This window comes from Kocuria sp. KKT182 (assembly GCF_055635395.1).
The window spans coordinates 1,799,190-1,824,468 of record NZ_CM145757.1; the positions used below are offsets into that span (position 1 = coordinate 1,799,190).

Genomic DNA, 25,279 nt, shown 5'->3' on the forward strand with positions numbered 1-25,279 from the left:
CGACGGTCCTCAGGCGGCCTGGTAGGTCAGGCAGTCGGCCTCGTCGGCGCCGGCGCCGATCTTCACGTCGTGAGCCGTGCACATGAGGTGCTCGTTGTGCACGCACTCGCCGCGCTGGCAGGCACCGACCTCGGCGTGGACGGTGGGCAGGCCGCCGTCGGGGCCCAGCGAGATGAACGTGCCGCAGTGCGCGTGGCCGGAGGACCCGGTCACGGTGATCGCGTGGGCCGTGCACTCGTGGTCGTGGTTGAACGAGCACTGCCCCACGGTGCAGTCGGAGACGGGAACGAACTCGGTGGTGGCCATGACTTCTCCTCCGGGAGGATCTCCGGGCCGGAGCCTGCTGCCCCGGCCTGAACAAGCTCTTCCAGGATGCGCCTCACGAGGGGCGATGGATAGCGCATTTTTTCGTGCCCCAATGTCCGCGGAGCGGCCGACGGGGCCCCGCGGCGCCGCCCTTGACGGGGCACCGCCGGGGGGTATTCGCTGGACGCACGGCGGTGCCGCCCGGCGGCGCCGCGACGACCCCGAGGAGACCCCATGAGCGCCGGCGACCACTTCTACCTCGACAAGGCGGATCCCGGCAGCTGGCGGGCGCTCAACGGCCTGGCGCGCAAGGTCGCCGCCGCGGCCGAGGACGCCGGGCTGTCCCGGGCGCTCGTGGAGCTGCTCAACATCAGGGTCTCCCAGCTCAACGGGTGTGCCTACTGCCTCGACCTGCACACCGGCTACGCCGTGGAGGCCGGGGTGAGCGCGCAGAAGCTGGCGGTGCTCCCCGCCTGGCGCGAGACGGAGCTCTTCGACGACCTGGAGCGGGCCGCGCTGGCCATCGGGGAGTCCGTGGCCCTGCTGCCCGACGAGGAGACCCGGCTGGCGGAGCTGGCGGTGGCCCGGGCGGAGCTGACCGACGAGCAGTACTCGGCGCTGCAGTGGACGGCGGTGGCGATCAACGCCTTCAACCGGGTCTCCGTCCTCTCCCGCCACCGGGTCCGCCCCCGTGCGGCCGCGCCGGAGGGACATCCCCCGGGAGAACGGGCCGCGGACGAGCCGGCACCGGACGCCCCGCGCACCCCGTCGACCGTCGCGGGGGGCACGGCGTGACCAACCTGGACGTGGACCCGCAGGAGCTGCTGTGCTCCGAGGCCGTCGGGGCCGGCGCGCAGCTGCTGACCCCGCGCGAGGTGCCCCTGGGCGGGCCCCGCGCGATGACCGTGCGCCGCACCCTGCCCCAGCGGCAGCGCAGCCTCATCGGGGCGTGGTGCTTCGTCGACCACTACGGCCCCGACCTGGTCTCGGAGTCCGGGGGCATGCGGGTGGCACGGCACCCGCACACCGGCCTGGCCACCGTGAGCCTGCTGTTCACCGGCGGGATCGCCCACCGGGACTCGGCCGGCTACGACGCGATCGTCCGGCCCGGCGAGGTCAACCTGATGGTCGCCGGACGGGGGATCTCCCACCAGGAGTTCTCCACCCCCGGCACCACGCTGCTGCACGGGGTCCAGCTCTGGTACGCCCTGCCGGAGGCGACCCGCCACATGGCACCCACCTTCGAGCACCACGCTCCCGAGCCGGTGGTCGGGGAGGGCACGGAGCTGCGCGTCTTCCTCGGCTCCCTGGCCGGCAGCACCTCCCCGGTGGACACCTTCACCCCGCCGCTGCTGGCCGCAGAGGCCACCCTGCGGCCCGGCGCCCGGCTGGAGCTGGAGCTGGACCCGGCCCTCGAGCACGGCGTGCTGCTCGACACCGGCGACCTGGCGCTCAACGGCGCCCCCGTGCCGGTGGACCACCTCGCCTACCTCCCGGTCGGGCAGGGTCCCGTGGTGCTGGAGGCCGGCCTGAGCCCGGTCCGGCTGCTGCTCATCGGCGGCGAGCCGCTGGGCGAGCAGATCGTGATGTGGTGGAACTTCGTCGGCCGCAGCCACGAGGAGGTCGTCGCCCACCGCGCCGCCTGGCAGGCGGAGATCGACGCCGAACCGGCCCCCGCGCCGGCCTCCGGCAGCTACGAGGACGGGGCGCCGTACCCGCGCTTCGGCCCCTACCCGGCGGAGCAGCCCGCCCCGCTGCCGGCCCCGCCGCTGCCCACCGTCCAGCTGCGGCCCCGCGGCTGAGCCCGTCCCCCAGGAGACCACCATGGACACCTCCGCCGTCACGGTGCGGAACAACCCCGGCCGGCAGCGCTACGAGCTCCTCGACGGGGAGACCGTCATCGGCTCGGCCCACTGGGTGCCCTTCAAGGGCCCCGGCGGGCCACAGCGGATCTTCTACCACACCACCGTGGACGACGCCTACGGCGGGCAGGGCCTGGCCTCGAGACTGGCCCGGGAAGCCCTGGACGACACCGCCGGGGCCGGGCTGACGGTCGTCCCGGTGTGCCCCTACATCAAGAAGTGGCTGCACAGCCACCCCGACCACCAGCAGTACGCCGTGGCCGTGCGGCCCGAGCACCTCGCCGCCGTCCCGCGGCACGAGCAGCAGTGAGCCCGTCACCCGGGCCGGAGCCCGGGGGCGCCGGCCCGCGGCGGCCGGGACGGGAGCCCGGGCTCAGCCCCGCTGGGCCGCGATGAGATCGAGGAAGTGGGCGCGCATCCGGGCCCGGTCGGGCTCCACGCCGGTGATGAGCCGGAACGCGTCCACCGCCTGGCCGACCGCCATGTGGCCGCCGTCGAGCACCTGGCACCCCCGGGCCCGGGCCGCGGCGACGAGCTCGGTCTCCACCGGCAGGTAGACCACGTCGGCCACCCACTGCCGGGCCTCCAGCAGGCCGGGGTCCACGGGGGTGCCGGGGTGGTGGTGCATGCCCACCGGGGTGGCGTTGACCAGCCCGTCGGCCGCGCGCACCAGCTCCGGCAGCGTCTCGGCGGTGGCGGCCGCGACCTGCTGCCCGGGGAAGAGCTCGGCCATGGCGGCGGCCCGCTCGCCCGCCCGGGCGGGGTCCACGTCGAACAGGTGCAGGGTCTGCACGCCGGCGCTCAGCAGCGCGGAGGCCACGGCGGAGCCGGCGCCGCCGGTGCCGACCTGGACCACGCGGTCCTTGGCCGCGCCGGGGAGCACGGCCCGGAACCCCGCGGCGAAGCCGGACACGTCGGTGTTGTGGCCGACGAACCGGCCGTCGCGGATCACCACCGTGTTGACGGCCCTCAGCGCGGCCGCCTCCGGGGCGACCTCGTCGAGGTGGTCCAGGACCAGCTGCTTGCACGGGTGCGTGATGTTGAAGGCGTTGAACCCGAGGTCCCGCCCGGCCCGCAGCAGCTCCCCCACGTCCTCGCCCGGGCGGCCGATCACCTCGAGGTCCACCGGACGGTACAGGTAGTGCAGCCCGTGGTTCCGCGCCTCGGTCTCGTGCATCGGCGGGGTGAGGCTGCGGGTGATCCCGTCGCCGATCAGGCCCACGAGGTAGGACTCGGAGGTGGTGCTCATGGTGGGCTCCTTGCGGGGTGCGGTCAGGACGCGGCCGCGCAGACCGCTCTCGGCGCAGCACCGGTGCCGGTGGCGCGGAGGGCATCGCGAGCCGTTGGGACGCCCATCACAGTACACCGGGAGGACGCGCAGGACCCGCTCTGCACTCACTGTGTGAACACGGATGCCACAGTGTGGAAGTGATTCCCACCGCGGGGGCGCCGGGCCCGCGCCGGGGCACAATGGGCGGCGAGGCAAGTGCCACGGCCCCGCCGACGGGGCCCACGAACTGCGGAGGGTGACGTCATGAGCGTGCTGGGCGAACTGGGGGCGGCGCTGGCCGCCGGGACCGTGGAGATCGTGGACCTGACCACCCCGCTGGACCGGGACACCCCGATCCTGCGGCTGCCGGAACCGTTCGCCAACACGGTGGGCCTGTCCATGACCCCGGTGAGCGCCTACGACGAGGCCGGGCCCGGCTGGGCGTGGAACGACCTGACCCTGGGCGAGCACGCCGGCACGCACCTGGACGCGCCCGTGCACTGGATCACCGGCCGGGACGGGAGGTCGGTGGACCGGATCGAACCGGCGCGGCTCGTCGGGCCGGCCGCCGTCCTGGACCTCACCGCCGAGGCGGAGGCGGACGCGGACGCCCTGCTGGAGCCCGAGCACCTCGAGCGGTGGGAGGCCGAGCACGGGCGCTTCCCCGAGAACTGCTGGGTGCTCCTGCGCACCGGCTGGTCCGCCCGCGCGGACGACCCCGAGCGCTTCCTCAACGCCGACGCGGACGGCCTGCACGCCCCGGGGCCGTCGGTGGCCGCCGCCGAGTGGCTCGCCGCCCACCCGCACGTGAGCGGTTTCGGCGTGGAGACCGTCGGCATCGACGCGGGCATCGCCGGCGGCTTCGACCCGCCCTTCCCCGCCCACCACCACCTGCTGGGCCACGACAAGTACGGGCTGACCTCCCTGCGCCGCCTCGACCGGCTGCCGGTCCTCGGGGCGCAGCTCGTGGTCGCGCCCCTGCCGGTCGTGGGCGGCACGGGCAGCCCCGCCCGGGTGCTCGCCCTCGTCGAGCGGGCCGGGGCGTGACCGGCACGGTCGCCCAGCTCGTGGGCCGTGCGCTCGCGGAGCTGGGCGTGGGGCACGCGTTCGGCGTGGTGGGCAGCGGGAACTTCCACCTCACCAACGCGCTCATCGCGGCGGGCGTGCCCTTCACGGCCGCCCGGCACGAGAACGGCGCCGCGACCATGGCCGACGCCTGGGCCCGCACCAGCGGGCGCGTCGCCGTGGTCACCACGCACCAGGGCTGCGGGCTGACCAACGCGACCACCGGCATCGGCGAGGCCGCGAAGTCCCGCACCCCGCTGATCGTGCTCACCGCCGACACCCAGGCCGCGGCCGTGCACTCCAACTTCCGGATCGACCAGGACGCCCTCGCCCGGGCGGTGGGGGCGGTGGCCGAGCGGGTGCACTCCCCCGCGAGCGCCGCGGCCGACGTCGCCCGGGCCGTCCGGCGCGCCCGCAACGACCGCCGCACCGTGGTGCTCAGCGTCCCGCTCGACGTCCAGGCGTCCCCCGCCCCCGAGGGCGCCGTGGTGCCCGCGCTCCCGCCCGCGCCGCGCGTACGCCCGGACGAGGACACCGCCGAGCGCCTGGCGGGGATGCTGGCCGCCGCGCGCCGGCCGGTGTTCGTGGCGGGACGCGGCGCCCGGGGGGCCCGCGCCGAGCTGACCGCCCTCGCCGAGCGCTCGGGGGCGCTGCTGGCGACGTCGGCGGTGGCCAAGGGCCTGTTCGCCGGCGAGGACTTCGACCTCGGCATCTCCGGGGGCTTCTCCTCGCCGGCGACCGCGGAGCTGATCGGGGCGGCCGACCTCGTGGTGGCGTGGGGCTGCGCCCTGACCATGTGGACCACCCGGCACGGGCGCCTCCTGGGCCCCGAGGCCGCGGTGGTGCAGGTGGACCTCGAGGAGTCCGCCCTGGGCGCGCACCGGCCGGTGGACCGGCCGCTGGACCTCGGGGTCGTGGGCGACTGCGCGCTCACCGCCCGGGACGTCCTCGCCGCGCTGGAGCACGACGTCCTGCGGACGGGCGGCACCGCAGGAGAGGGCGCCGCCGGGCCGGGAGCCGCCGCCCCGGCGTCGTCGTCCTGGCGCACGCCCGAGCTGGCCGCGCGGATCGCCCGGGAGGCCCGGTGGCGGGACGTCGCGTTCGAGGACCTTTCCACGGCGGAGCGGATCGACCCGCGGGTGCTGTCCCGCGAGCTGGACGCGATGCTGCCGGCCGAGCGGGTCGTGGCCGTCGACAGCGGCAACTTCATGGGCTACCCCAGCCAGTACCTCTCCGTGCCGGACGAGCGCGGGTTCTGCTTCACCCAGGCCTTCCAGTCCGTGGGCCTGGGCCTGGCCACGGCCATCGGCGCCGCGCTGGCGCAGCCGCACCGGCTGCCGGTGCTCGGCACGGGGGACGGCGGTTTCCTCATGGGGATCGCCGAGCTCGAGACCGCCGTCCGGCTGGGCCTGCCGCTGGTGTGCGTGGTCTACGACGACGCCGCGTACGGCGCGGAGGTGCACCACTTCGCCGGTGACGGGGACGCGCCCCTGGACACGGTGGTCTTCCCGGACGCCGACATCGCCGCGATCGGCCGGGGCTTCGGCGCCGACGGCGTGGTCGTGCGCTCCGCCGAGGACCTGGCCGCCGTGCGCACCTGGCTCGACGGGCCCCGGGACCGGCCCTTGGTGATCGACGCCAAGATCGCCTCCGACGGCGGGGCGTGGTGGCTGGCCGAGGCCTTCCGGGGCCACTGACCCGGCTCCCGCGCCACGAGGTCACCGCCGGCGGGACGGGCCCCGCCGGGACGGATCAGGCCCCGGACCGGCCGTCCTCCGCCGCGTCCCGCCGCAGCCGGGTGATCCGCACCCGCTCCACCCGGCTGCGGTCCACGGCCAGGACCTCGAGCCGGTAGCCGTCCACGTCGACGACGTCCGCCGGGCGCGCCACCCGCCCCAGCCGGTCCATCACGAACCCGCCGACCGTCTCGTAGTGGCCCTCGGGGATGACGAGCCCCGCCTCCACCGGGACCTCCTGGATGATCAGCCCGCCGTCCACGAGCACGGCCCCGCCCTCGCGCAGCACCGTGTCCTCGTGCTCCCGGACCCCGGCGTCGAACTCGTCGTAGATCTCGCCCACGAGCTCCTCCACGAGGTCCTCCAGGGTCACGATGCCCGCCGTCCCGCCGTACTCGTCGACCACCAGCGCGATGTGGTGCCCGTCCTTGCGCATGGCCTGCAGGGTGCGCAGCACGTGGTTGGTCTCCGGCAGGAAGGGGATGGGCCGCACCACGTCCCGCAGGGTCCGCGGAGGGGCCTCGATGACCCCGTCGCCGTCCTGGTCCGCGACCACGAGGTCGCGGATGTGCACGAAGCCCAGGACGTCGTCCACGCTCGTGCCGAGCACGGGGTAGCGGGAGTGCGGCAGGGCCAGGGCCGTGCGGTAGGCCTCCGTGACGGGCAGGGTGCCGTCCAGGAAGTGGACGTCGGGGCGCGGGCGCATGACCTCGGCGAGGCGGCGCTCGCCCGCCTCGAAGACGTCCGTGAGGATCGAGCGCGAGACGGCCCCGATGCCCCGGGTGTCCACGACCATCTCCCGGATCTCCTCCGCCGAGACCTCCTCGGTGACGGCGTGCGGGTCCCCGCCCACCAGCCGGACCACGAGGTTCGTGGACACGGACAGCAGCCAGATGACGGGGCGCATGAGCGTGGCGAAGACGCTCAGCGGAGGGGCCAGGATCTTCGTGAAGCCCACGGAGCGCTGCATGGCCAGGCGCTTGGGCACGAGCTCCCCGAGGACGAGGGAGAGGTACGCGATCACCAGGGTCATGCCGATCAGCGCGGAGGTCTCCGCGGCCGCGGTGGACAGACCGGCCCGCTCGAAGACGGGGGCCACGTCCGGGGCGAGCGTCGAGGCGCCGTAGGCCGAGGAGAAGAACCCCGCCACCGTCACGCCGATCTGCACCGCCGAGAGGAAGAGGTTGGGGTCCCGGACGAGGGCGGCGGTCCGGGCGCCCTTGCGGCCCGAGCGCTCGATCCGCTTGACCTGGCTCTCCCGCAGGCTCACGATCGCCATCTCGGTGCCCGCGAAGACGCCCCCGACGGCCACGAACAGCAGGACCAGGAGGATGTTCACGATCGTGCTGTTGTCCATGGCGACCACAGTACCGGCCGCCTCCGGGACGCCAGGAGATCACCTGCTCGTCACGTCGCGTTGACCGGTTCGTCTCCGCGCTCCGCTTCGGTGGAGGGGCACTGTCCCCCCAGGCACGAGGAGCACCGTCATGACCACCCGTTCCCCCCGCACCCTGCGCGGCGCCGCCGCGGCCCTGTCCGCCGTGGCCGTGCTCGGCTCGGCGCTGCCGGCCGCCGCCGCCCCGTCCGGCACCGAGGACCCGATCGTCGTCGGGCACCGCGGCGCCGCCGGCACCGCCCCCGAGAACACGGTCCCCGCGTTCAAGGACGCCCGCGCCGCCGGCGTCGACTACCTGGAGATCGACGTCCAGCTCAGCGCCGACGGCGTGCCGTTCCTGTTCCACGACAGCACCCCCGCGCGCACCACGGACGTCGAGGAGGTCTTCCCCGGCCGCGAGGACGACCCGATCACGTCCTTCACGTGGGACGAGCTGCAGCAGCTCGACGCCGGCTCCTCCTTCGACGCGCAGTTCGCCGGGGAGCGGATCCCCCACCTCGACGACGCCGCGCGGATCGCCACCGTCAACACCGGCGTCTACATCGAGATCAAGTCCCCGCAGAACTCCCCCGGCATCGAGCAGGTCGTGGCCGACGCCCTGGCCGAGGACCGGGACTGGGCGAAGCTGCTCGCGGCGGACAAGGTCACCGTCATCGGCTTCGACGAGGCGTCCAACCGGACCTTCGCCGGGCTGGCCCCCGACGTGCCCCTGCAGCAGCTCACCGGCAGCGTCCCGGACGCCGCCACGATCGAGCGGTGGGCCGGTGTCGTGGACTCCGTGGGCACGAACTACCGCACCCTCGACGCCGGCGACGTCGCGCGCGTCGACGCCGCCGGCCTGGCCCTGGGCGTCTACACCGTCAACTCCCCGGAAGCGGTCCAGCACGTGGTGGACCTCGGCGTCGACATGATCACCGGCGACTTCCCCCTCCAGACGGCCCGCCACCTGGACGGGCGCGACCCCTTCCCCGCGAACAACGGGATCCGGATCGAGGACTCCGTCAACGACGTCCCCGGCGACGACCTCCAGCCCGGGACCGGCGAGCACGTGGTGCTCACCAACACGGGCCGGACCGCCGTGGACGTCAGCGGGTACGTGCTGCGCGACGCCGCGAACAACGTCCTCACCGTGGGCGAGGGCTACGAGCTGGCCCCGGGCGAGCGGCTGCGCGTGCACACCGGACCGGGCACCGGCACGGAGGACGCCCACTACAACGGCGGCACCTCCGCCGTGCTCAACAACGGCGGCGAGTCCGTCGCCCTGTGGACGGACAACGGCCGGCTGCTGGACGTCTTCGCCAACTGATCCGGGACGCCCCCGCGCCGAGCGGGCCCCGCCGGCGACCACCGGCGGGCCCGCCCGGGCTCACCAGAGGTGGCGGCACTGCCCGTTCTGGCAGGAGAACTCGGGGGCGCGCCCGTCGGGCAGCATCATCGACGGGGACGCCAGCTCGACGTCGCGCGCCAGGTCCCAGTCGTCGGGCATGATCTGCACGTAGACCAGCTCGAACCCGGTGGCGCCGCAGCGCGGGCACGGCGCGGTGGTGCCGCGCAGACCGTCGGACGGGGTGGTGCTCATGGCGGGCCTCCCGGGGAGAACGGCCCCGGGCGCTCCGGAGCCGGTGGGCCCAGTGTAGTGGGCGCACCGGCTCCGGACGCGGCCGCGGGCCGGCTCAGACCCTCGTGCCCGCCTCCCGCTTGGCGCGCTGGATCTCCTCGTAGACGTGCCCGCGCAGCTCGGTGAACCGCGGCAGGCCGCGGGTGGTGAGCTGGTCGCGGTCGTCGGGCAGGTCGATCGGGAGGTCCTCCTGGACCACGGTGGGCGAGCTCGAGAGGATGATGACGCGCTCGCCGAGGTAGACGGACTCGTCGATGTCGTGGGTCACGAACAGCACGGTCACGCCCATCCGGTGCCACACGTCCCGGATGAGGTCCTCGAGGTCGGCGCGGGTCTGGGCGTCCACCGCGGCGAAGGGCTCGTCCATCAGCAGGATCTTCGGCTGGTAGGCGACCGCCCGGGCGATGGCGACGCGCTGCTGCATGCCGCCGGAGAGCTGCCACGGGTACTTCTTGTCCGCGCCGCGCAGGTCCACGGCGGCGATCGCCTCCTCCACGAGCCGGTTCCGCTCGTCCCGGGCCAGCCTGGCGTTCTTCAGCGGCAGCTCCACGTTCTCGCGGACCGTCATCCAGGGGAACAGGCTGCGCCCGTACTCCTGGAAGACCACGGCCATGTCCTTGGGCGGACCGGTCACCTTCTCGCCGCCCAGCAGCACCTCGCCGGAGGTCGGCGCCATGAGCCCCGAGATGCACTTGAGCAGCGTGGTCTTGCCGGAGCCGGAGGGCCCCACGAGGCACGCCAGCTCGCCGCGGCCGAGGTCGAACGTGAGGTTGCGGACCGCCTCCACGTCGCCGTGGTCGCTCTGGTAGATCTTCTGCAGCCCGCGCACGGACAGCAGCACGTCCTTCCCGCCGGTGCGTCCCGCGCCGGCGTCCGAGACCCCGGTGGCGGTCGCGTCCGTGCCGGTCCGGGGTGCGGTCGCGCCGCCGTCCACTGCCGAGCTTCCTGATTCAGCCTGCATTCTCCACCTCTTTCAGGCCCCGGTACCAGGCGAGGACCTTGCGTTCAACACGTTGGAAGACGAACGCCAGCACCACCCCGATGAGACCCAGGACGGCGATGCCGCTCCACATCTCGGGGATGGCGAACGATCGCTGGAACTGCACGATGGTGAAGCCGAGCCCCGAGGACGAGGCGAACATCTCCGAGATCACCATCAGGATCAGCCCGATCGACAGGGCCTGCCGGATGCCGGCCATCATCTGGGGGCTGGCGGCGGGGATCACCAGGTGGACGATCCGCGACCACCCGTGGATCCCGTACGAGCGCGCCGTCTCGTTCATGACGGAGTCGACCGAGCGCACGCCCTCGATGGTGTTCAGCAGGACGGGCCACACGGACCCGAGCACGATCACCACCACCTTCATCTGGTCGTTGACGCCGATGAGCAGCATCAGCACGGGCACCAGCACCGGCGGCGGGATCGCCCGGAAGAACTCGAGCACGGGCTCCAGCAGGTTCCGCAGCCAGCGCACCGACCCGATCACGAGACCGGCGACGACGCCGACCAGGATGGACAGCGCCAGCCCCACCAGGAGCCGGCCGATGCTCGGCAGCACGTCGTCGAAGAACCGGTCGCCGAACCAGACGTCCACGAACGTCGTGGCGAACTCGCCCGGCTCCGGGACGTAGAAGTTGGTCGTCGTCAGGGTGTAGGCCCACCACAGCAGGACCAGCAGGACGGGCAGCGCGAGCGCGTAGCCCAGGGTCTTGACGAGTCTCACACCGCCACCTCTCCGCGGACGGACGAGTGCCAGGCCAGCGCCCGGCGCTCGAGCGCCCGCATCCCCAGGTTGATGAGCACGCCCAGCAGCCCGGCCGTGACGATGAACGCGTACATGGCCGTGACGGCGCCGCCGGACTGGGCCAGGGAGATCTCCCGGCCCAGCCCCGGCGTGCCGATCACGAGCTGGGCGGTGACCGCCAGGATCAGCGCCACGGCCGCCCCGAGCCGCAGCCCGGTGATCACGTAGGGCAGGGACGTGGGCCACGTGACGTACCGGACGCGGGCCAGCGTCCCGAGCCCGTAGCTCTTGGCCGTGTCCTGCGCCACGGTGTCCACGTCCCCGACCCCGTAGAGGACCTGGATGAGGATCTGCCAGAAGGACGCGTACACGACCAGCAGCAGGGTGGACTCGAGCTGCACGCCGAACAGCAGGACGGCCAGCGGGATGAGCGCGACCGACGGGATGGGCCGGAGGAACTCGATCGTGCTGTGGGTGGCCCGGCGCAGGAACGTGCTGCTGCCGATGACCAGCCCCAGGACGATCGCGGCGACCGCGGCGATCAGCAGCCCGAGGAACCAGGCCCGGACGGTCTGCCAGACCGCCAGCCAGAAGCCCGCCGAGCCGAGCTGCTCCCCGAGCTCCAGCAGGACCGCGCTGGCCGGGGGCAGGTACCGGGGGTCGACGATCCCCGTCAGGGGCAGCAGCTCCCAGGTGAGCAGGAACCCGAGGATCCCCAGCACCCCGAGAACCCCGGGCCCCCAGGCCCGTCCCGTGCGCTTTCGTGCCATGTCGTGCTCCCTCCCTCGGGTGCCGGGTCCGCGGACGGCTACGGCAGCAGCGCGTCGAGGTCGGGGGCCTGCTCGAGGGTCCCGTACTCCACGGCGGCGTCGCCCAGCTTCTGCAGCGCCTCGCGGTCGAACTCGGTGCGGAAGCGCGGCAGGGCCATCTCGGCGCGCAGCTCGTCGCTGATCTCCGTGTAGGTCCCGACGATCTCCCGGACCGCGTCCGGGTTCTCGTTCGCGTACTCGAGCGAGCGGTTCATGGCGTTCTGGAACTTCTCCACCAGCTCGGGGTCCTCCTCGAGCTTCTGGGCGGTCGTGAAGTAGCCGGCGATGTCGAGCTCCGGGTCGAACTCCACGAAGTTGTAGGACACCGCGCGGGCGCCCTCGTCGAGGACCTGGGTGAGGAACGGGTCGAGGATCCAGGCCGCGTCCACCTGGCCGCGGTCGAGCGCGGCCGGGGCGTCCGGGAAGCCGACCTCCACGAAGTCGATGCTCTGCGGGTCCCCGCCGGCCTGCTCGACGACGTGGCGGATCGTCGTGTCGCCGATGTTGTTGAGGTTGTTCACCGACACCGTCTTGCCGGCCAGGTCCTCGGGGCCCTGGATGTCCGAGTCGGCGGGCACCACCACGGCGCCGAAGTCCCGCTCGGTGTCGCCCGAGGTCGTGGTGCCGTTGGCGACGTACTCGAGGTCCAGCCCCTCGCCCTGGGCGACCATGACGGACAGGGTGTTGCCGAAGGCGAAGTCGAAGTCCCCGCTGACCACGCCCGGCACGGCGGCGGCGCCGCCGCTGGTGGTCTGGATGTCGAGGTCGATCCCCTCCTCCTCGAAGAAGCCCTGCTCCTCGCCCAGCCAGATGGCGGCGGTGTCGACGATGGGGATGACGCCGACGGTGACGGCCTGCATCTCCCCCTCGGCCTCCGTGCCGCCTCCGCTGTCGCCGCCGCCGCCGCACGCGGCCAGCGCCAGTACGGATCCTGCTGCTCCCAAGCCGATGAGCGGTCGCCGCATCGTGCCTCCCCTGTGTCGTCCGGTGCCCGTTGTGATGGGGATCACTCTAGTGACGTAGCATTCACAAACCAGTGCATGTTGTCGATGGACCGATGTATGACATCTATGAGTCGCTGACCGAGGAGGGGTGCCGTGGAGCTGGACCTGAACCTGATGCGCGTGTTCTGCACGGTCTACGAGCAGGGCAGCGTCACGGGGGCCGCCGCCGAGCTGCACCTCACCCAGCCCACGGTGAGCCACGCCCTGAAGAACCTGCGCCGGCAGTGCAACGACCAGCTGTTCGTCCGGGAGGGCCGGGGCCTGAGCCCCACGCCGTTCGCGAGGAGCATCTTCCCGCAGGTCAAGGCGGGGATCGCCCAGGTGACCGCGGCCGTCTCCTCCGGCGGGCTGTTCGACCCGGAGACCGCCCGCGAGCGCTTCACCCTGGCGCTGACCGACCTCGGGGAGCTGGCGTTCCTGCCGTCCGTCATGGTGGCGCTGCGGGAGCAGGCGCCCGGTGTGGAGCTGACCGTGCTGCCCCTGGACGTGGAGCGCGTCCCGGAGGACCTGCTGCGCAACCGGGTGGACGCCGCGATCTGCGCCCCGTACATCGGCGGGCCCGGCATCGTCCGCACCGTCGTCGGCACCGACGAGTACGTGGTGATCGCGGCCCGCGGCCACCCGCGGGTCCGGGAGCGGCTCACGCTCGAGCAGTTCGCGGAGGAGCCGCGGATCCGGCTCGCCCCGTCGATGGGCCACGACCTCGCCGAGGTCGCGGCGGAGCGGGCGGGCGCCCCGGGCAGCACGGCCCTGCGGCTGTCCCACTTCACGGGCCTGGTCTCCGTGGTGGAGCGCACCGACTGCCTCGCGGTGCTGCCGCGGTTCCTCGCCGAGACGCTCCAGGAGGCGGCCGGGATCCGGGTCTTCCCGCACCCGGTCGAGATGCCGGTCCTCCAGCTGGCCGCCTACACCCGCGAGACCGCCCACCAGCGCCCCGCGCAGCAGTGGTTCGCGCGGCTGGTCGTGGACACGCTGCGGGAGTCCGTCTCACCGGACCCGTCGGCGCCGCTGCGGCCCGGGCACTGGCATCGTCGCCGTCTATGAGGGGATAGAAAACATCGACTGGCCGTGCCCCCGGCCCCCTTCTACTCTCGCGGTGAGGCGGCACGCCGGTGCCGCGTCCCGATTGGAGCGCAGCGTGACCACCATCCGTGCCAGGACCCACCGCTGGATGCAGGCCCGTGGCCTCGACACCGTGTTCGGCAACCCGGGCTCCAACGAGCTGCCCTTCCTGCGGGACCTGCCCCCCGGCATCCGGTACGTCCTGGGGCTGCACGAGGGAGTGGTCGTGGGCATGGCCGACGGCTACGCGCAGGCCACGGGCCGGCCGGCGCTCGTGAACCTGCACTCGGCCTCCGGCACGGGCAACGCCATGGGCGCGCTGACCAACGCCGCCAGCTCGCACACCCCGCTCGTGGTCACGGCCGGCCAGCAGGTGCGCGCCACGATCGGCGCGGAGCCCATGCTCGCCAACGTGGCGGCCCCGGACCTGACCTCCCCGCTGACGAAGTGGGCGGGCGAGCCGCTGTCCGCGCAGGATGTCCCCCGGATGCTGGACCAGGCCCTGTGGGAGGCGTGCACCGGGTCCCGCGGCCCCACCTACGTCTCGGTCCCCTACGACGACTGGGACCGGGAGTCCGCCGACAACGACGACTACCTGCTGCCCCGGCGGGTGGCCGAGGGCCTGCACCCGGCCCCCGAGCACGTGCGGGAGATCGCGGGTCTGCTGGCCGGAGCCCGCCGGCCCGCACTGGTGCTGGGCTCCGAGGTGGACGCCGTGGCGGCGAACGGGGTCAGCCGCGAGCTCGCCGAGCTGCTCGGCGCCGACGTGTGGGTGGCACCCTCCCCCTACCGGCTGCCCTTCCCCAACCGGCACCCGCAGTTCCGCGGCGTCCTCCCCGCCTCGGAGCGGGGCGTGCACGCCGCCCTCGAGAAGAACGACGTGGTCCTGGTGCTCGGCGCCCCCGTCTTCCGCTACCACCAGTACGAACCCGCCCGGTACCTGGCCGAGGGCACGCAGCTGCTGCACGTCACCGAGGACCCGGGCGAGGCCGCCCGGGCGCCGTTCGGGACCTCCTTCGTGGCCGGGCTCGCCGCGACGGCCGCGGCCCTGGTGGCCGCCCTGCACGAGCGGCGCGGCGGGGCGCGCCCGGCCGCCCCGGTCGGATGGACGGTGCCGCCGCCCGCCCGCGAGCCCGTGGACGGCGTCTTCCACCCGGGCGCCGTGTTCGAGGTGCTGCGCGAGACGGCGCCGGCGGACACCGCCTACGTGGTGGAGTCGACCTCCACCAACGGGGACTTCTGGAGGCACATGGACCTGCGGGAGCCCGGCTCCTACTTCTGGCCGGCCTCCGGCGGCCTGGGCTTCGGGCTGCCCGCGGCGGTCGGCGTGAAGCTGGCCCGGCCGGACCGTCCCGTCATCGGGGTGGTCGGCGACGGGTCGGCCAACTACGGGATCACCGCCCTGTGGAGCGCGGCGCAGTACCGGGTCCCGGTCGTGTTCGTGATCCTCAACAACGGCACCTACGGCGCGCTGCGCTGGTTCGCGGGCATGCTCGGCACGGGGGACGTGCCGGGGCTGGACGTGCCGGGCATCGACTTCCTGAGCCTCGCCCGGGGCTACGGGGTGCCCGCGCAGGCCGCGGGCACGGCCGCGGAGCTCGCCGACCTGGTGCGGCAGGGTCTCGCGGCCGAGGGTCCCACGCTCATCGAGGTCCGCACGGAGCTGACCACCCCCTGAGCGGCACCGCGCGCCGGGGCGGCTCAGCGGCAGGAGACCGTGAACACCCTAGCGTCGCCGGACAGCTCGACGGTGCCGGGGCCGCCCCGGTGCAGCAGCGACTCCCCGCCGGCCAGCTCCCACTCCCGGCCGGCGGCCCGCACCAGCGCCCGGTCCCCGGTGCTCAGCAGGACCGTGGTGCCCCGCAGCCCGACGGGCACGGCCCGTCCCGGCACGAGCTCGTGGGCGGTCAGCGACAGCCGCTCGTCCCACAGGGGGTAGACGCGGCGGCCGTGCTCGTCGGCGGCGGGCTCGACGACCTCCGGGGCCGCCTGCTCGTCGGCCAGCACGGCGAGCAGCTCGGCCACGTCCACGTGCTTGCCCGTCAGCCCGGCGCGCAGGACGTTGTCCGAGGAGCTCATCACCTCGATCGCCGTCCCGGACAGGTACGCGTGGAGCTGCCCGGCCGGGGTGTGCAGGGACTGCCCCGGGGCGAGGCGGACGTGGTGCATGCACACCGCGACCAGCAGCCCGCGGTCGCCCGGGTGCCGGTCGTGCACGTAGCGGACCAGCGAGGCCACCGGGTCCTGCGGGCCCGCGGCGCGGGCCGCGTCGACGGTCGCCGCCACGGCGGCCGCGGCGGCGTCGTCGTCGAGCGTCAGCACGGCCGGCAGCACGGGGCGCCCGCCGGCGGCGGCGTCGCGCAGCCAGTCCAGCCCCAGGCGCGCGGCGGTGGCGCGCAGCCGGTCCGCCGGCTGCACCCCCGTGAGCAGCTCCACGTCGGTGAGGGCCACGACGGTCTCGGGCTTGGCGGAGCGGTCCTTGTAGTTGCGCCGCGGGTCGTCGAGCGGGATCCCCGCCCGCTGCTCGCGCTCGAAGCCCGCCTCGGCCTGCTCCGGCGAGGGGTGGACCTGGATGGACAGGGGGGCGTCGATGGCCAGGATCTTGAGCAGGAACGGCAGGCCCTCCAGCGGCTCGTCCCGGCCGTCCCGGACGACGACGGAGGGCGCGGAGGGGTGCGCGCCGACCCACAGCTCGGCCTCGGGCTCGGGGCTCGGCACGGGTCTGCCCTGGAGGCGGGCCAGCACCTCGCGGGAGCCCCACGCATAGTGCTGGACGGGATTGCGCATGCGGAGGATCTCGACCATGCTCGTCATCCAATCACAGGACCGCCCGCGCCCCGCGGCACCCGGGAGCGCCCGTGGCCTAAGATCACCCCTTGTGACTATCGATCTCTCAGCTTCGTTCAAGGCCTACGACGTGCGCGGCATCGTGGGCGAGTCCATCACCGCGGAGACGGTCCGGGCCACCGGCGCCGCGTTCGTGGACGTCCTGGGCCTCGCCGGCCTGACGGTCCTGGTGGGCGGCGACATGCGCCCCTCCTCGCCGGAGTTCGTGGACGCCTTCGCCGAGGGCGCGGTCCGCCGCGGCGCGGACGTCGTGAAGATCGGGCTGATCTCCACCGACGAGCTGTACTACGCGTCCGGGACGTTCGGCGCCGCCGGGGTGACCTTCACGGCGAGCCACAACCCCGCCGAGTACAACGGCATGAAGATGTCGAAGGCCGGGGCCGTCCCGGTCTCCTCCGAGACGGGCCTCTACGACATCCGCGACCTCGCCCAGCGCTACCTCGACGACGGAGCGGTCCCGGAGGCCCCCGTCCCCGGCACGGTCACCGAGCGGGACGTGCTGACCGGCTACGCGGAGTACCTGCGCTCCCTGGTGGACCTGTCCGGGACCCGCCCGCTCAAGGTGGTGGTCGACGCCGGCAACGGGATGGCGGGGCTGACCACTCCCGCGGTGCTGGGCGACGCCGTGCTGGAGCCGCTGCCGCTGGAGGTCGTGCCCCTGTACTTCGAGCTGGACGGCACGTTCCCCAACCACCCCGCCAACCCGCTCGAGCCGGAGAACCTCGTGGACCTCCAGCGGGCCGTGCGCGAGCACGGCGCGGACCTGGGCATCGCGTTCGACGGCGACGCCGACCGCTGCTTCGTGGTCGACGAGCAGGGCGGGGCCGTCTCGCCCTCGGCCGTCACCGCGCTCGTGGCCGAGCGGGAGATCGAGCGCGCCCGGGCGGAGGGCGTGGAGAACCCGGTGATCATCCACAACCTCATCACGTCCCGCGCCGTGCCCGAGCTGGTCACCGCCCGCGGCGGCCGCCCCGTGCGGACCCGGGTGGGCCACTCGTTCATCAAGGCCGTCATGGCCGAGGAGGGCGCCGTGTTCGGGGGCGAGCACTCCGCGCACTACTACTTCAAGGACTTCTTCAACGCGGACACCGGGATGCTCGCCGCGATGCACCTCCTGGCCGCGCTGGGCGAGCAGGACGGGCCGCTGAGCGAGCTGATGCACCAGTACGACCCGTACGCGGCCTCCGGTGAGATCAACTCCACGGTGGAGGACAAGGCCGGTGCCGTCCGGCGGGTCGTCGACGCCCTGGCCGGCCGGGACGTGAGCGTGGAGGAGCTGGACGGCACCACGCTCAGCTGCCCGGACGAGGGCTGGTGGTTCAACCTGCGCCCCTCCAACACCGAGCCGTTCCTGCGCCTCAACGTCGAGGCGAAGGACCCGGCGACGATGGAGCGGGTCCGGGACCGGGTGCTGGACATCGTGCGCGTCTGAGACCCCGGCACGCAACGGGGCCCCGCCGGACGAGCCGTCCGGCGGGGCCCCGTGCGCTGCGGGCGCTCAGACCGCGGCGGTCTCGCGCGCCTCGTCGTGGAGCATCCACTGGTCCGGGCCCAGGATCTCGTAGGCCACGCTGCGCCCCGGGACGCCCTGGGCGATCACGGCGGAGCGGACGGCCTGCATGAAGGGCAGCGGGCCGCACAGCACCACCTGGGCGTCGGCCGGGATCCGCACGGCGCCGAGGTCCATGAACCCGTCGTGGTCGCCGTCCCCCGGGGTCTCCATCCAGGTCTCCAGGCGGGCGTGGGGCAGCTCGGCGACCAGCATCTCGTGCAGCTCGCGCAGCGCCCAGTCCTCCGCCGAGCGGTCGGCGTGCAGGACGAGGACCTGCCGCTGCGACTCCTGGCGGACGAGCCGGTCCAGGAACGCCAGCATGGGGGTCACGCCGATGCCGGCGGAGGCCAGCACGAGCGGCCCCTCCCCCTCCGGGAGCACCACGTCCCCGTAGGGGTTGGAGACCCGCAGGACGTCGCCCACCTGCACGTCGTGGCAGAGCACCGGGGTGACCTCGCCGCGCTCGTCGAGTCGCACGGCGATCCGGCGGGTCCCCTCGGGCCCGGGCACCAGCGTGAACTGCCGCGGCTGGTCCACGCCGTCGGGCATCCGCACCTCGACGGTCACGTACTGGCCGGCCACCGCGGGGGTCATCGGGGTGCCGTCGGCGGGCTCGAGGGTGATCGCCGTGGTGGTGGTCCCGGTCTGCTCCTTGGCCGCGACCCGGAACGGGGCGAAGACCACGCTGTTCGCCTGGCCCGCGTAGAGGCCCACCTCGATCTTGATCAGGGCGTCGGCCATCAGCCAGTACACCTCGTCCCAGGCGGCCACGACCTCGGGCGTCGCGGCGTCGCCGAGGTCCCGGGCGATCGCGCCGAAGAGGTGCTCGTGGACGATCGGGTAGTGCTGGGGCAGCACGCCCAGGGACGCGTGCTTGTGCGCCACGCGGGAGAGCAGCTCGTCCGGGTAGCCCTCGGGGTGGGTCAGCAGCCAGGAGGCGAACATCGCGATGGAGCCGGCGAGGGCCTGCGCCTGGGTCCCGTTCTTCTGGTTGGAGCGGCTGAACATGCCGTCCAGCAGATCGGGGCGCGCCTCGAACATGGACCGGTAGAACTCGGGGGTGATGAACGGGATGCGCTCGGCGACGACGCCGATGGTCTGCTCGATGACGGGACGGGACTGGTCGGACAGCACGGTTGCCTCCTGGGGAGCCGGTGGATGACTCCTCAAAAGTAGCATCTCAAATGCTTGATTACGTCATCGGCGGCGGCGCGCCCCCCGCGGTGGCCGCCGGCGGCTCGGGCGGGCGCAGCCCGATGGACACCAGCACCGGGCCCACCTGCCGCTCGCTCACGAGGTCCCGCACCCGCACGTCGTCGAGCGCGCCGTAGAAGGCCTCCCGCGCGTCCGCGAGGGCGCGGCGCAGCCGGCACCCGCGGTCCAGCGGGCAGTCGCCGCCGGCCGACTCGCACTCGACCATCGCGGAGCCCGCCTCCAGCTCGCGCAGGAGCGAGCCAACGGTGGCGTCCAGGCCGGCGGGGGTGATCGACACCCCGCCGGTGCGGCCGCGGCTCGAGGCCAGCAGCCCGAGCCCGCTCAGCCGGCCCACGGTCTTGGTCACGTGGTGGTAGGGGGCGCCCACGCCCTCGGCGATGGCGCGCGTGGTGAGCTTCTCCCCCTCGGGGACGGCTCCTGTCAGCAGCAGGACGCGCAGGGCGATGTCCGAGAACGCGGTCAGCCGCACGGCGGGGTCCTCCGGTCGCTCATGGCGGCTCCTTCCGAGACCTCGCGCGTCCCGGCCGGCCGCGGGAGCGCCCCCATTGTCCCACGCGGACGGCGGACACGGACGAGGGGCCTCCCGGCACGGGAGACCCCTCGTCCGACCGCCGGCCCCGGGGCGCCGCAGCACCCCGGGACGGGGATCACGCCTGGTTCAGGCGGTCCTCCAGCCCGGCACGCTGCTCGAGGATGGGCTCGGGCACGTGGCCGAGCCGGTGGAACCACTCGTCGATGCTGGGCAGCTCGGCCCGCCACTCCTCGACGTCGACCTTGAGGGCGGCCTCGAGCTCCTCGTCCGAGACGTCCAGGCCGGTGAGGTCGAGGTCCTCCTTGGTGGGCACGATGCCGATCGGGGTCTCCCGGCCGCCGGCCGTGCCCTCGAGGCGGTCGAAGATCCACTTGACCACGCGGGAGTTCTCGCCGAAGCCCGGCCAGGCGAAGCCGCCGCTCGGGGTGCGGCGGAACCAGTTGACGTAGAAGACCTTCGGCATGTCGTCCTCGCCGATGCGCTCGCCGACCTCGACCCAGTGCTCGAGGTAGTCGTTGGCGTTGTAGCCGATGAACGGGAGCATGGCCATGGGGTCGCGCCGGACGACGCCCACGGCGCCCTTCGCGGCGGCGGTGGTCTCCGAGGACAGCGTGGCGCCCTGGAACACCCCGTGCTCCCAGCCGAAGGACTGGGACACGAGCGGGATGGTGGTCTTGCGGCGGCCGCCGAAGACGATCGCGGACAGCGGCACGCCCTCCGGGTCGTCGTACTCGGGGGCGAGGATGTCGGCCTGCTTGATCGGGGTGCAGAAGCGCGAGTTCGGGTGCGCGGCGGGACGGCCGCTCTCCGGGGTCCAGTCGCGGCCCTTCCAGTCGGTCAGGTGCTCGGGCGTCTCGTCCGTCATGCCCTCCCACCAGACGCCGCCGTCGTCGGTGAGCGCCACGTTGGTGAAGATCGTGTTGCCCCGGGCGATGGCGCGCATGGCGTTGGGGTTGGTGGGCCACCCCGTGCCCGGAGCCACGCCGAACAGACCGGCCTCCGGATTGGTCACCCGGGCCTGGCCGTCCTTGCCGAAGCGGATCCAGGAGATGTCGTCGCCGACCATCTCGGCCTTCCAGCCCTCGAGCGTGGGCTCGAGCATCGCGAAGTTGGTCTTGCCGCAGGCCGAGGGGAAGGCCGCGGAGATGAACCGGCTCCTGCCCTCGGGGTTCGTGACCTTGAGGATGAGCATGTGCTCGGCAAGCCAGCCCTCGTCGTGGGCGATGGCGGAGGCGATGCGCAGGGCGTAGCACTTCTTGCCGAGCAGGGCGTTGCCCCCGTACCCGGAGCCGAAGGACCAGACGGCCCGGTCCTCGGGGAAGTGCACGATGTACTTGGCGGGGTTGCAGGGCCAGGGCACGTCCTGCTCGCCCGGGGCCAGCGGGGCGCCCAGCGAGTGCAGGCACTCGACGAAGAAGCCGTTCTGCTCGGTCATCTTCTCCAGCACCGGGGTGCCGATGGTCGCCATGATGCGCATGGAGCACACCACGTAGGCGGAGTCGGTGATCTCCACGCCGTAGCTCGGCCGCGAGGCCTCCAGGTGGCCCATGACGAAGGGGATGACGTACATCGTGCGCCCGCGCATGGCGCCGCGGAACTTCTTGCGCAGGGAGCTGCGCATCACCTCCGGGTCCTCCCAGTTGTTGGTGGGGCCCGCCCCCTTCTCGGTCTTGGTGCAGATGAAGGTGCGCTCCTCGACCCGGGCGACGTCGTCCGGGTCAGAGAACGCGGCGAAGGAGTTGGGAAACTTCTCCTCGTCCAGGCGGACGAAGGTGCCGGCGTCCACGAGCTCGTCGGTGAGCTGCGTCCACTCGGCCTCCGAGCCGTCGACCCAGTGGATGCGGTCCGGCTGGGTCAGCTCCGCCATCTCCCGCACCCACGAGAGGAGGTGCGCATGGGTGGTGGGCGCGCTGTCCAGCGCGTCCTTCACAGCCTCGTTCAGCCCGGTGGTCTCCGTCGTTGCAGTGGGGTTGTCAGCCATTGACATGTCTCCTCGTTGAGGCCGTCCGCCGACCGCCCGGGGCTCTCGTGGTGGTGCTCGTCGTCGAACACTCGACCCGGTGTCACCGGGCCCACAGTGAGCGGCGTGGAGGTGGGCGGCCGGTCTCTACTGTGATGTGGGTCCATCGTATCGCCCCGGCCCCGGCCGCCCCAGCAGGGTTACGCGCGCCGCGGCCCGTCGCGCCGGGTGCCGGGCGGGGCGCCCCCGGATTTTGCGCAGCCGGGGGCCGCATGTAGAGTGATGTCCGGTTTGAACGGCGGTGACGCCGGGACGCCGATGCGCCTGTAGCTCAACGGATAGAGCATCTGACTACGGATCAGAAGGTTGGGGGTTCGAATCCCTTCGGGCGCACCATCCACGAAAGAGCCCCTCACCGGCGGAGACGCCGGTGAGGGGCTTCTTCGTGCCCGGCCGCTGCGGCCCGGGCCGCGGACGGCTCAGGCCGGGGCCGCGGTGAGCGCCCGGACGTCTCCCCCGGCGCGCCCCACGAGGCCGCGGGTCACCACGGTGTCGAGGCCCGGGAGGGCGGCCAGGCGCAGCGCCAGGCGCCGCACCTGCCGGCGGGCGCGGGAGGACGGCAGGAACCACTGCGCCCCGCCGCGGGCGACGCGCTGCTTCTCCGCCACGACCGGCCGCCAGACCCGCTCCCAGCCCGTCAGCGCCTCCTCGACCGATCCGGCGCGGTCGAGCCGCTCGGCGAGCAGCCACGCCCCGGCGATCCCCAGCGAGGCGCCCTGGCCGCCCAGCAGGGACACCGCCTGGCCCGAGTCCCCGAGCAGCACGACCCGGCCGCTGCTCCACCGCGGCAGCTCGACCTGCACCACCTGGTCGTAGTAGAGCCGGTCCCCGCCGGGACAGGCCGCCAGGACGCGGGGCACGATCCAGCCCAGCGAGCCGTGGACGGCGCGCAGGCTCTCCCGGGGGTCGGCCGGCAGGGACGGCGCGGCGGCCCGGTGCACGGCGAACACCGCCAGGCGCCCGTCGCGCAGCCCGTAGAACCCCATCGCCCGGTCGATGCTGTCCGTGAGGCAGAAGCGGTCGCCGACCTGCCGGCACGCCTCCGGGTCGTCGACCACGAACGCCGCCGTGTGCAGGCCCAGCCAGCGGCGGAAGCGCTCCTCGGGCCCGAACGCGGAGCGCCGCACCGCCGAGTGCACCCCGTCGGCGCCGACCACCAGGTCGGCGTCGAGCACCGTGCCGTCGTCGAGCACCGCGCCCGCCCCGCCGGGCCGCTGCCGAACCCCGGCGACGCGCCGGCCGTAGCGGAGCTCCGCGACGCCCCGGGCGTGCTCGCGCAGCACCCGCTCGAGGTCGGGGCGCATCACGCTGACCAAGTGCCCGTCGAGGGCGTGGGCGAACCGGGCGAACGGCAGCCCGGCCCGGTCGCGGCCGCGGTCGTCCACGTAGCTGAGCCGCTCGACCCGGTAGCCGAGCTCCAGGACCGCCGGCAGCACGCCCATCTCCTCGGCGGCGTCCCAGCCGGGGCCGAAGAAGTCCATCATGTAGCCCTGCTCCCGCGGGCGCGGCGCCCGTTCCAGGACCACCACGTCCCAGCCCCGCCGGCCCAGGCACCCGGCCAGGGCCAGTCCCGCGATGCCCGCCCCGCAGACGACCGCGCGCACGGCCGGCGCCGCTCAGTACCGGTCGCCGACGGCTGCCACGCCGTCCAGCAGGGTCAGGTCCTCGGCCGTCAGGCGCAGGTCCGCGGCCGCGGCGTCCTCCCGCAGGTGGCCGGGGTCGGTGGTGCCGGGGATCGGCAGCACGTGCTCGCCGCGCACCGTGGTCCAGGCGATCGCGACCGCCGCGGGCGAGGTCCCGTGCCGGCCGGCGACCTCGCGGAGGGGCGCCAGCACAGCGTCCTCGTTGGCAGCCATGGCCTCCGCTGTGAACCGGGGGTTGCGCGAGCGGAAGTCGGAGCCGGAGAACTCCCGGCCCGCGAGGGCGCCGGAGAGGTAGCCGCGGCCCAGCGGGGAGAAGGGGACGAACACCGCCCCGTGCTCGGCGCACCACCCGATGACGTCCCCGGAGGGGTCCCCGTCGGCGGTGGGGCCAGACCCCTCGGGGTTGCGGGTCCACAGGGAGTACTCCGACTGGACGGCCGCGACCGGGTGGATGGCGTGCGCCCGCTCGGCCTGCTCCGTGCTGACCTCGGAGAGCCCCAGGTGGCGCACCTTGCCCGCGGTCACGAGCTCGCCCATCGCGCCCCAGGTGTCCTCGAGGGGCACGTCGGGGTCCACGCGGTGCAGGTAGTAGAGGTCCACCGCGTCGGTGCGCAGCCGGCGCAGGCTGTCCTCGATCGAGCGGCGCACCTCGTCCGGGTGCCCGCAGCGCTCCGTCCGGGGCGGCTCCAGGGAGGCCGCGCGCAGCCCGGTCTTGGAGCAGAGGAACACCTCGTCCCGGCGCGGGGCGAGGGCGGCGCCGACGAGCTCCTCGTTGGCTCCCCCGCCGTAGAGCACCGCCGTGTCCACCACGTTCATGCCGAGGTCCACCGCGAGCCCGAGCACCTCGTGCTTGCGCCGCTCGGTCAGCCCGTGCCGGTCGTAGACCCAGCTCAGGCCCATGGCCCCGAACCCGATCGCGCCCACGCGGTCCCCGGACGGGGTGAATTCGATCTGTCGCATCCAGTGCTCCTTCGTCGGTCCGGCCGCCGCGCCGGCGCCCGGAGGACCGCCGGTCAGCGGTCTCCCGCGGACGGTCGCGGCACCGTGAAGTCCACCAGGCGGGCGTCGGCGCCGTCCAGTCCGGCCCAGGTGCCGGGAACCTCCAGGACCGCCAGCCCGGAGGTGGGGCAGCCGTCGGCGAGGGCCATGACGGCGTCGTAGTCGGAGTCCGGTGTGGCCAGGCGGAGGGCGGCGTCGCGCAGACCGGGCAGGTGGCCGATGAGCAGCAGGGACTCCACGGTGTCCGGCACGTGGTTGAGCACCGCGATGATCCGGCTGTCCTGGGCCGCGTATAGGGACTCGTCGAGCCGGGCGGTCGGGGCGAGGTCGCCGAGCTCGCTGCACACCCACGTGCAGGTCTGGCGCGCGCGCAGGGCGCTCGAGCACAGGATCATGTCCGGCACGTGCCCGTTCGCCAGCAGCCAGCGCCCCGCGGCGGCGGCGTCCGCGGCCCCGCCGCGGTCCAGGGGGCGGTCGTGGTCGGCCACGCCCCACGGGTGCTCGGCCTCCGCGTGGCGCATGAGGACGAGCTTCTTCCGGTCGTGGCGGGTCATCGGTTCATGATGCCACGCGTCCGCCGGGCACGGAGCGACCCCGG

The 25,279-nt window shown here is 73.9% G+C and carries 24 protein-coding genes and 1 tRNA gene; 10 read left to right on the forward strand and 15 right to left on the reverse strand.

Annotation, left to right across the window (positions count from 1 at the left end; all coding sequences use genetic code 11):
- Positions 1 to 9: 9 nt before the first annotated feature.
- A complete protein-coding gene (locus tag ACZ2G1_RS08300) occupies positions 10 to 306 on the reverse strand; it encodes a DUF1540 domain-containing protein (RefSeq protein WP_017833457.1) in 297 nt (98 codons plus the stop codon).
- A 234-nt stretch (positions 307 to 540) separates the two neighbouring features.
- Between ACZ2G1_RS08300 and ACZ2G1_RS08305 the strand changes: the two genes are divergently transcribed.
- From ACZ2G1_RS08305 to ACZ2G1_RS08315, 3 genes are read left to right on the forward strand one after another with little or no spacing between them, the layout of a single operon-like run.
- On the forward strand, positions 541 to 1,101 hold the full coding sequence (locus tag ACZ2G1_RS08305) for a carboxymuconolactone decarboxylase family protein (protein ID WP_017833456.1): 561 nt from the start codon (positions 541 to 543) through the stop codon (positions 1,099 to 1,101).
- Positions 1,098 to 2,108, forward strand: a complete 1,011-nt coding sequence (locus tag ACZ2G1_RS08310; protein ID WP_115163041.1) for a pirin family protein — start codon at positions 1,098 to 1,100, stop codon at positions 2,106 to 2,108. The genes ACZ2G1_RS08305 and ACZ2G1_RS08310 overlap by 4 nt, the downstream gene beginning before the upstream one ends.
- A 22-nt stretch (positions 2,109 to 2,130) precedes the next feature.
- Positions 2,131 to 2,478 (forward strand): GNAT family N-acetyltransferase, encoded by a 348-nt coding sequence (locus tag ACZ2G1_RS08315; RefSeq protein ID WP_109221725.1) that lies wholly within the window; start codon positions 2,131 to 2,133, stop codon positions 2,476 to 2,478.
- A 63-nt stretch (positions 2,479 to 2,541) separates the two neighbouring features.
- On the opposite strand, the gene ACZ2G1_RS08320 is transcribed toward ACZ2G1_RS08315, so the two are convergent.
- The gene (locus tag ACZ2G1_RS08320) at positions 2,542 to 3,417 is read right to left on the reverse strand and encodes a shikimate dehydrogenase (protein WP_017833453.1); all 876 of its coding nucleotides are present in this window, start codon (positions 3,415 to 3,417) and stop codon (positions 2,542 to 2,544) included.
- Positions 3,418 to 3,702: 285 nt separating this feature from the next.
- Here ACZ2G1_RS08320 and ACZ2G1_RS08325 point away from each other — a divergent pair, with 285 nt between their 5' ends.
- Positions 3,703 to 4,485, forward strand: coding sequence for a cyclase family protein (locus ACZ2G1_RS08325; protein ID WP_095651255.1), 783 nt, complete (start codon positions 3,703 to 3,705; stop codon positions 4,483 to 4,485).
- Positions 4,482 to 6,200 carry a thiamine pyrophosphate-binding protein gene (locus ACZ2G1_RS08330; protein ID WP_095651256.1) on the forward strand — a complete coding sequence of 573 codons (1,719 nt, stop codon included), beginning with the start codon at positions 4,482 to 4,484 and terminating at the stop codon, positions 6,198 to 6,200. Before ACZ2G1_RS08325 ends, ACZ2G1_RS08330 begins: the two co-directional genes overlap by 4 nt.
- A gap of 55 nt (positions 6,201 to 6,255) precedes the next feature.
- Here the strand turns inward: ACZ2G1_RS08330 and ACZ2G1_RS08335 are convergent, their stop codons facing one another.
- Positions 6,256 to 7,596: a hemolysin family protein gene (locus ACZ2G1_RS08335; RefSeq protein ID WP_031283023.1), complete on the reverse strand. Its 1,341-nt coding sequence runs from the start codon at positions 7,594 to 7,596 to the stop codon at positions 6,256 to 6,258.
- Positions 7,597 to 7,726: 130 nt separating this feature from the next.
- On the opposite strand from ACZ2G1_RS08335, the gene ACZ2G1_RS08340 reads away from it, so the two are divergent.
- On the forward strand, positions 7,727 to 8,941 hold the full coding sequence (locus ACZ2G1_RS08340) for a glycerophosphodiester phosphodiesterase family protein (protein WP_035927705.1): 1,215 nt from the start codon (positions 7,727 to 7,729) through the stop codon (positions 8,939 to 8,941).
- Between the two features lie 60 nt (positions 8,942 to 9,001).
- On the opposite strand, the gene ACZ2G1_RS08345 is transcribed toward ACZ2G1_RS08340, so the two are convergent.
- The 5 genes from ACZ2G1_RS08345 to ACZ2G1_RS08365 form a co-directional block, all read right to left on the reverse strand.
- Positions 9,002 to 9,214 (reverse strand): hypothetical protein, encoded by a 213-nt coding sequence (locus ACZ2G1_RS08345; RefSeq protein WP_017833937.1) that lies wholly within the window; start codon positions 9,212 to 9,214, stop codon positions 9,002 to 9,004.
- A gap of 94 nt (positions 9,215 to 9,308) precedes the next feature.
- Positions 9,309 to 10,187: an ABC transporter ATP-binding protein gene (locus tag ACZ2G1_RS08350; protein ID WP_232035252.1), complete on the reverse strand. Its 879-nt coding sequence runs from the start codon at positions 10,185 to 10,187 to the stop codon at positions 9,309 to 9,311.
- A 16-nt stretch (positions 10,188 to 10,203) separates the two neighbouring features.
- The gene (locus ACZ2G1_RS08355) at positions 10,204 to 10,977 is read right to left on the reverse strand and encodes an ABC transporter permease (RefSeq protein WP_017833935.1); all 774 of its coding nucleotides are present in this window, start codon (positions 10,975 to 10,977) and stop codon (positions 10,204 to 10,206) included.
- Positions 10,974 to 11,768, reverse strand: coding sequence for an ABC transporter permease (locus ACZ2G1_RS08360; protein ID WP_051063790.1), 795 nt, complete (start codon positions 11,766 to 11,768; stop codon positions 10,974 to 10,976). The genes ACZ2G1_RS08355 and ACZ2G1_RS08360 overlap by 4 nt, the downstream gene beginning before the upstream one ends.
- A 38-nt stretch (positions 11,769 to 11,806) precedes the next feature.
- A complete protein-coding gene (locus ACZ2G1_RS08365; RefSeq protein ID WP_031283239.1) occupies positions 11,807 to 12,772 on the reverse strand; it encodes an ABC transporter substrate-binding protein in 966 nt (321 codons plus the stop codon).
- A gap of 132 nt (positions 12,773 to 12,904) precedes the next feature.
- On the opposite strand from ACZ2G1_RS08365, the gene ACZ2G1_RS08370 reads away from it, so the two are divergent.
- Positions 12,905 to 13,855 carry a LysR family transcriptional regulator gene (locus ACZ2G1_RS08370; RefSeq protein ID WP_426119810.1) on the forward strand — a complete coding sequence of 317 codons (951 nt, stop codon included), beginning with the start codon at positions 12,905 to 12,907 and terminating at the stop codon, positions 13,853 to 13,855.
- A 94-nt stretch (positions 13,856 to 13,949) separates the two neighbouring features.
- On the forward strand, positions 13,950 to 15,551 hold the full coding sequence (mdlC, locus tag ACZ2G1_RS08375) for a benzoylformate decarboxylase (protein WP_426119812.1): 1,602 nt from the start codon (positions 13,950 to 13,952) through the stop codon (positions 15,549 to 15,551).
- Between the two features lie 23 nt (positions 15,552 to 15,574).
- On the opposite strand, the gene manA is transcribed toward mdlC, so the two are convergent.
- Entirely contained in the window at positions 15,575 to 16,687 is a 1,113-nt protein-coding gene (gene manA / locus ACZ2G1_RS08380; RefSeq protein WP_052132974.1) for a mannose-6-phosphate isomerase, class I, read from the reverse strand.
- A 64-nt stretch (positions 16,688 to 16,751) separates the two neighbouring features.
- On the opposite strand from manA, the gene ACZ2G1_RS08385 reads away from it, so the two are divergent.
- Positions 16,752 to 18,152 (forward strand): phosphomannomutase/phosphoglucomutase, encoded by a 1,401-nt coding sequence (locus tag ACZ2G1_RS08385; RefSeq protein ID WP_035927725.1) that lies wholly within the window; start codon positions 16,752 to 16,754, stop codon positions 18,150 to 18,152.
- Positions 18,153 to 18,218: 66 nt separating this feature from the next.
- Here the strand turns inward: ACZ2G1_RS08385 and ACZ2G1_RS08390 are convergent, their stop codons facing one another.
- From ACZ2G1_RS08390 to ACZ2G1_RS08400, 3 genes are all read right to left on the reverse strand, one after another.
- On the reverse strand, positions 18,219 to 19,406 hold the full coding sequence (locus ACZ2G1_RS08390) for a globin domain-containing protein (RefSeq protein ID WP_470377686.1): 1,188 nt from the start codon (positions 19,404 to 19,406) through the stop codon (positions 18,219 to 18,221).
- A 58-nt stretch (positions 19,407 to 19,464) separates the two neighbouring features.
- A complete protein-coding gene (locus tag ACZ2G1_RS08395; RefSeq protein ID WP_017833927.1) occupies positions 19,465 to 19,956 on the reverse strand; it encodes an RrF2 family transcriptional regulator in 492 nt (163 codons plus the stop codon).
- 178 nt (positions 19,957 to 20,134) lie between these two features.
- Positions 20,135 to 22,000: a phosphoenolpyruvate carboxykinase (GTP) gene (locus ACZ2G1_RS08400; RefSeq protein WP_017833926.1), complete on the reverse strand. Its 1,866-nt coding sequence runs from the start codon at positions 21,998 to 22,000 to the stop codon at positions 20,135 to 20,137.
- Between the two features lie 299 nt (positions 22,001 to 22,299).
- On the opposite strand from ACZ2G1_RS08400, the gene ACZ2G1_RS08405 reads away from it, so the two are divergent.
- Positions 22,300 to 22,375 (forward strand) — tRNA-Arg (locus ACZ2G1_RS08405).
- Positions 22,376 to 22,458: 83 nt separating this feature from the next.
- On the opposite strand, the gene ACZ2G1_RS08410 is transcribed toward ACZ2G1_RS08405, so the two are convergent.
- From ACZ2G1_RS08410 to ACZ2G1_RS08420, 3 genes are read right to left on the reverse strand one after another with little or no spacing between them, the layout of a single operon-like run.
- Entirely contained in the window at positions 22,459 to 23,643 is a 1,185-nt protein-coding gene (locus ACZ2G1_RS08410; RefSeq protein WP_109242943.1) for an FAD-dependent monooxygenase, read from the reverse strand.
- A gap of 12 nt (positions 23,644 to 23,655) precedes the next feature.
- Entirely contained in the window at positions 23,656 to 24,642 is a 987-nt protein-coding gene (locus tag ACZ2G1_RS08415) for an aldo/keto reductase (RefSeq protein WP_470377687.1), read from the reverse strand.
- A 53-nt stretch (positions 24,643 to 24,695) separates the two neighbouring features.
- Positions 24,696 to 25,235 carry a SixA phosphatase family protein gene (locus ACZ2G1_RS08420; RefSeq protein WP_017833923.1) on the reverse strand — a complete coding sequence of 180 codons (540 nt, stop codon included), beginning with the start codon at positions 25,233 to 25,235 and terminating at the stop codon, positions 24,696 to 24,698.
- Positions 25,236 to 25,279: the final 44 nt, after the last annotated feature.

Coding starts and splice junctions, on each gene's coding strand:
- ACZ2G1_RS08325 (WP_095651255.1), top strand. CDS start 3,703: ATGAGCGTGCTGGGCGAACTGGGGGCGGCGCTGGCCGCCGGGACCGTG.
- ACZ2G1_RS08345 (WP_017833937.1), bottom strand. CDS start 9,214: ATGAGCACCACCCCGTCCGACGGTCTGCGCGGCACCACCGCGCCGTGC.
- ACZ2G1_RS08305 (WP_017833456.1), top strand. CDS start 541: ATGAGCGCCGGCGACCACTTCTACCTCGACAAGGCGGATCCCGGCAGC.
- ACZ2G1_RS08300 (WP_017833457.1), bottom strand. CDS start 306: ATGGCCACCACCGAGTTCGTTCCCGTCTCCGACTGCACCGTGGGGCAG.
- ACZ2G1_RS08365 (WP_031283239.1), bottom strand. CDS start 12,772: ATGCGGCGACCGCTCATCGGCTTGGGAGCAGCAGGATCCGTACTGGCG.
- manA (WP_052132974.1), bottom strand. CDS start 16,687: ATGACGAGCATGGTCGAGATCCTCCGCATGCGCAATCCCGTCCAGCAC.
- ACZ2G1_RS08400 (WP_017833926.1), bottom strand. CDS start 22,000: ATGGCTGACAACCCCACTGCAACGACGGAGACCACCGGGCTGAACGAG.
- ACZ2G1_RS08360 (WP_051063790.1), bottom strand. CDS start 11,768: ATGGCACGAAAGCGCACGGGACGGGCCTGGGGGCCCGGGGTTCTCGGG.
- ACZ2G1_RS08335 (WP_031283023.1), bottom strand. CDS start 7,596: ATGGACAACAGCACGATCGTGAACATCCTCCTGGTCCTGCTGTTCGTG.
- ACZ2G1_RS08340 (WP_035927705.1), top strand. CDS start 7,727: ATGACCACCCGTTCCCCCCGCACCCTGCGCGGCGCCGCCGCGGCCCTG.
- ACZ2G1_RS08315 (WP_109221725.1), top strand. CDS start 2,131: ATGGACACCTCCGCCGTCACGGTGCGGAACAACCCCGGCCGGCAGCGC.
- ACZ2G1_RS08320 (WP_017833453.1), bottom strand. CDS start 3,417: ATGAGCACCACCTCCGAGTCCTACCTCGTGGGCCTGATCGGCGACGGG.
- ACZ2G1_RS08415 (WP_470377687.1), bottom strand. CDS start 24,642: ATGCGACAGATCGAATTCACCCCGTCCGGGGACCGCGTGGGCGCGATC.
- ACZ2G1_RS08420 (WP_017833923.1), bottom strand. CDS start 25,235: ATGACCCGCCACGACCGGAAGAAGCTCGTCCTCATGCGCCACGCGGAG.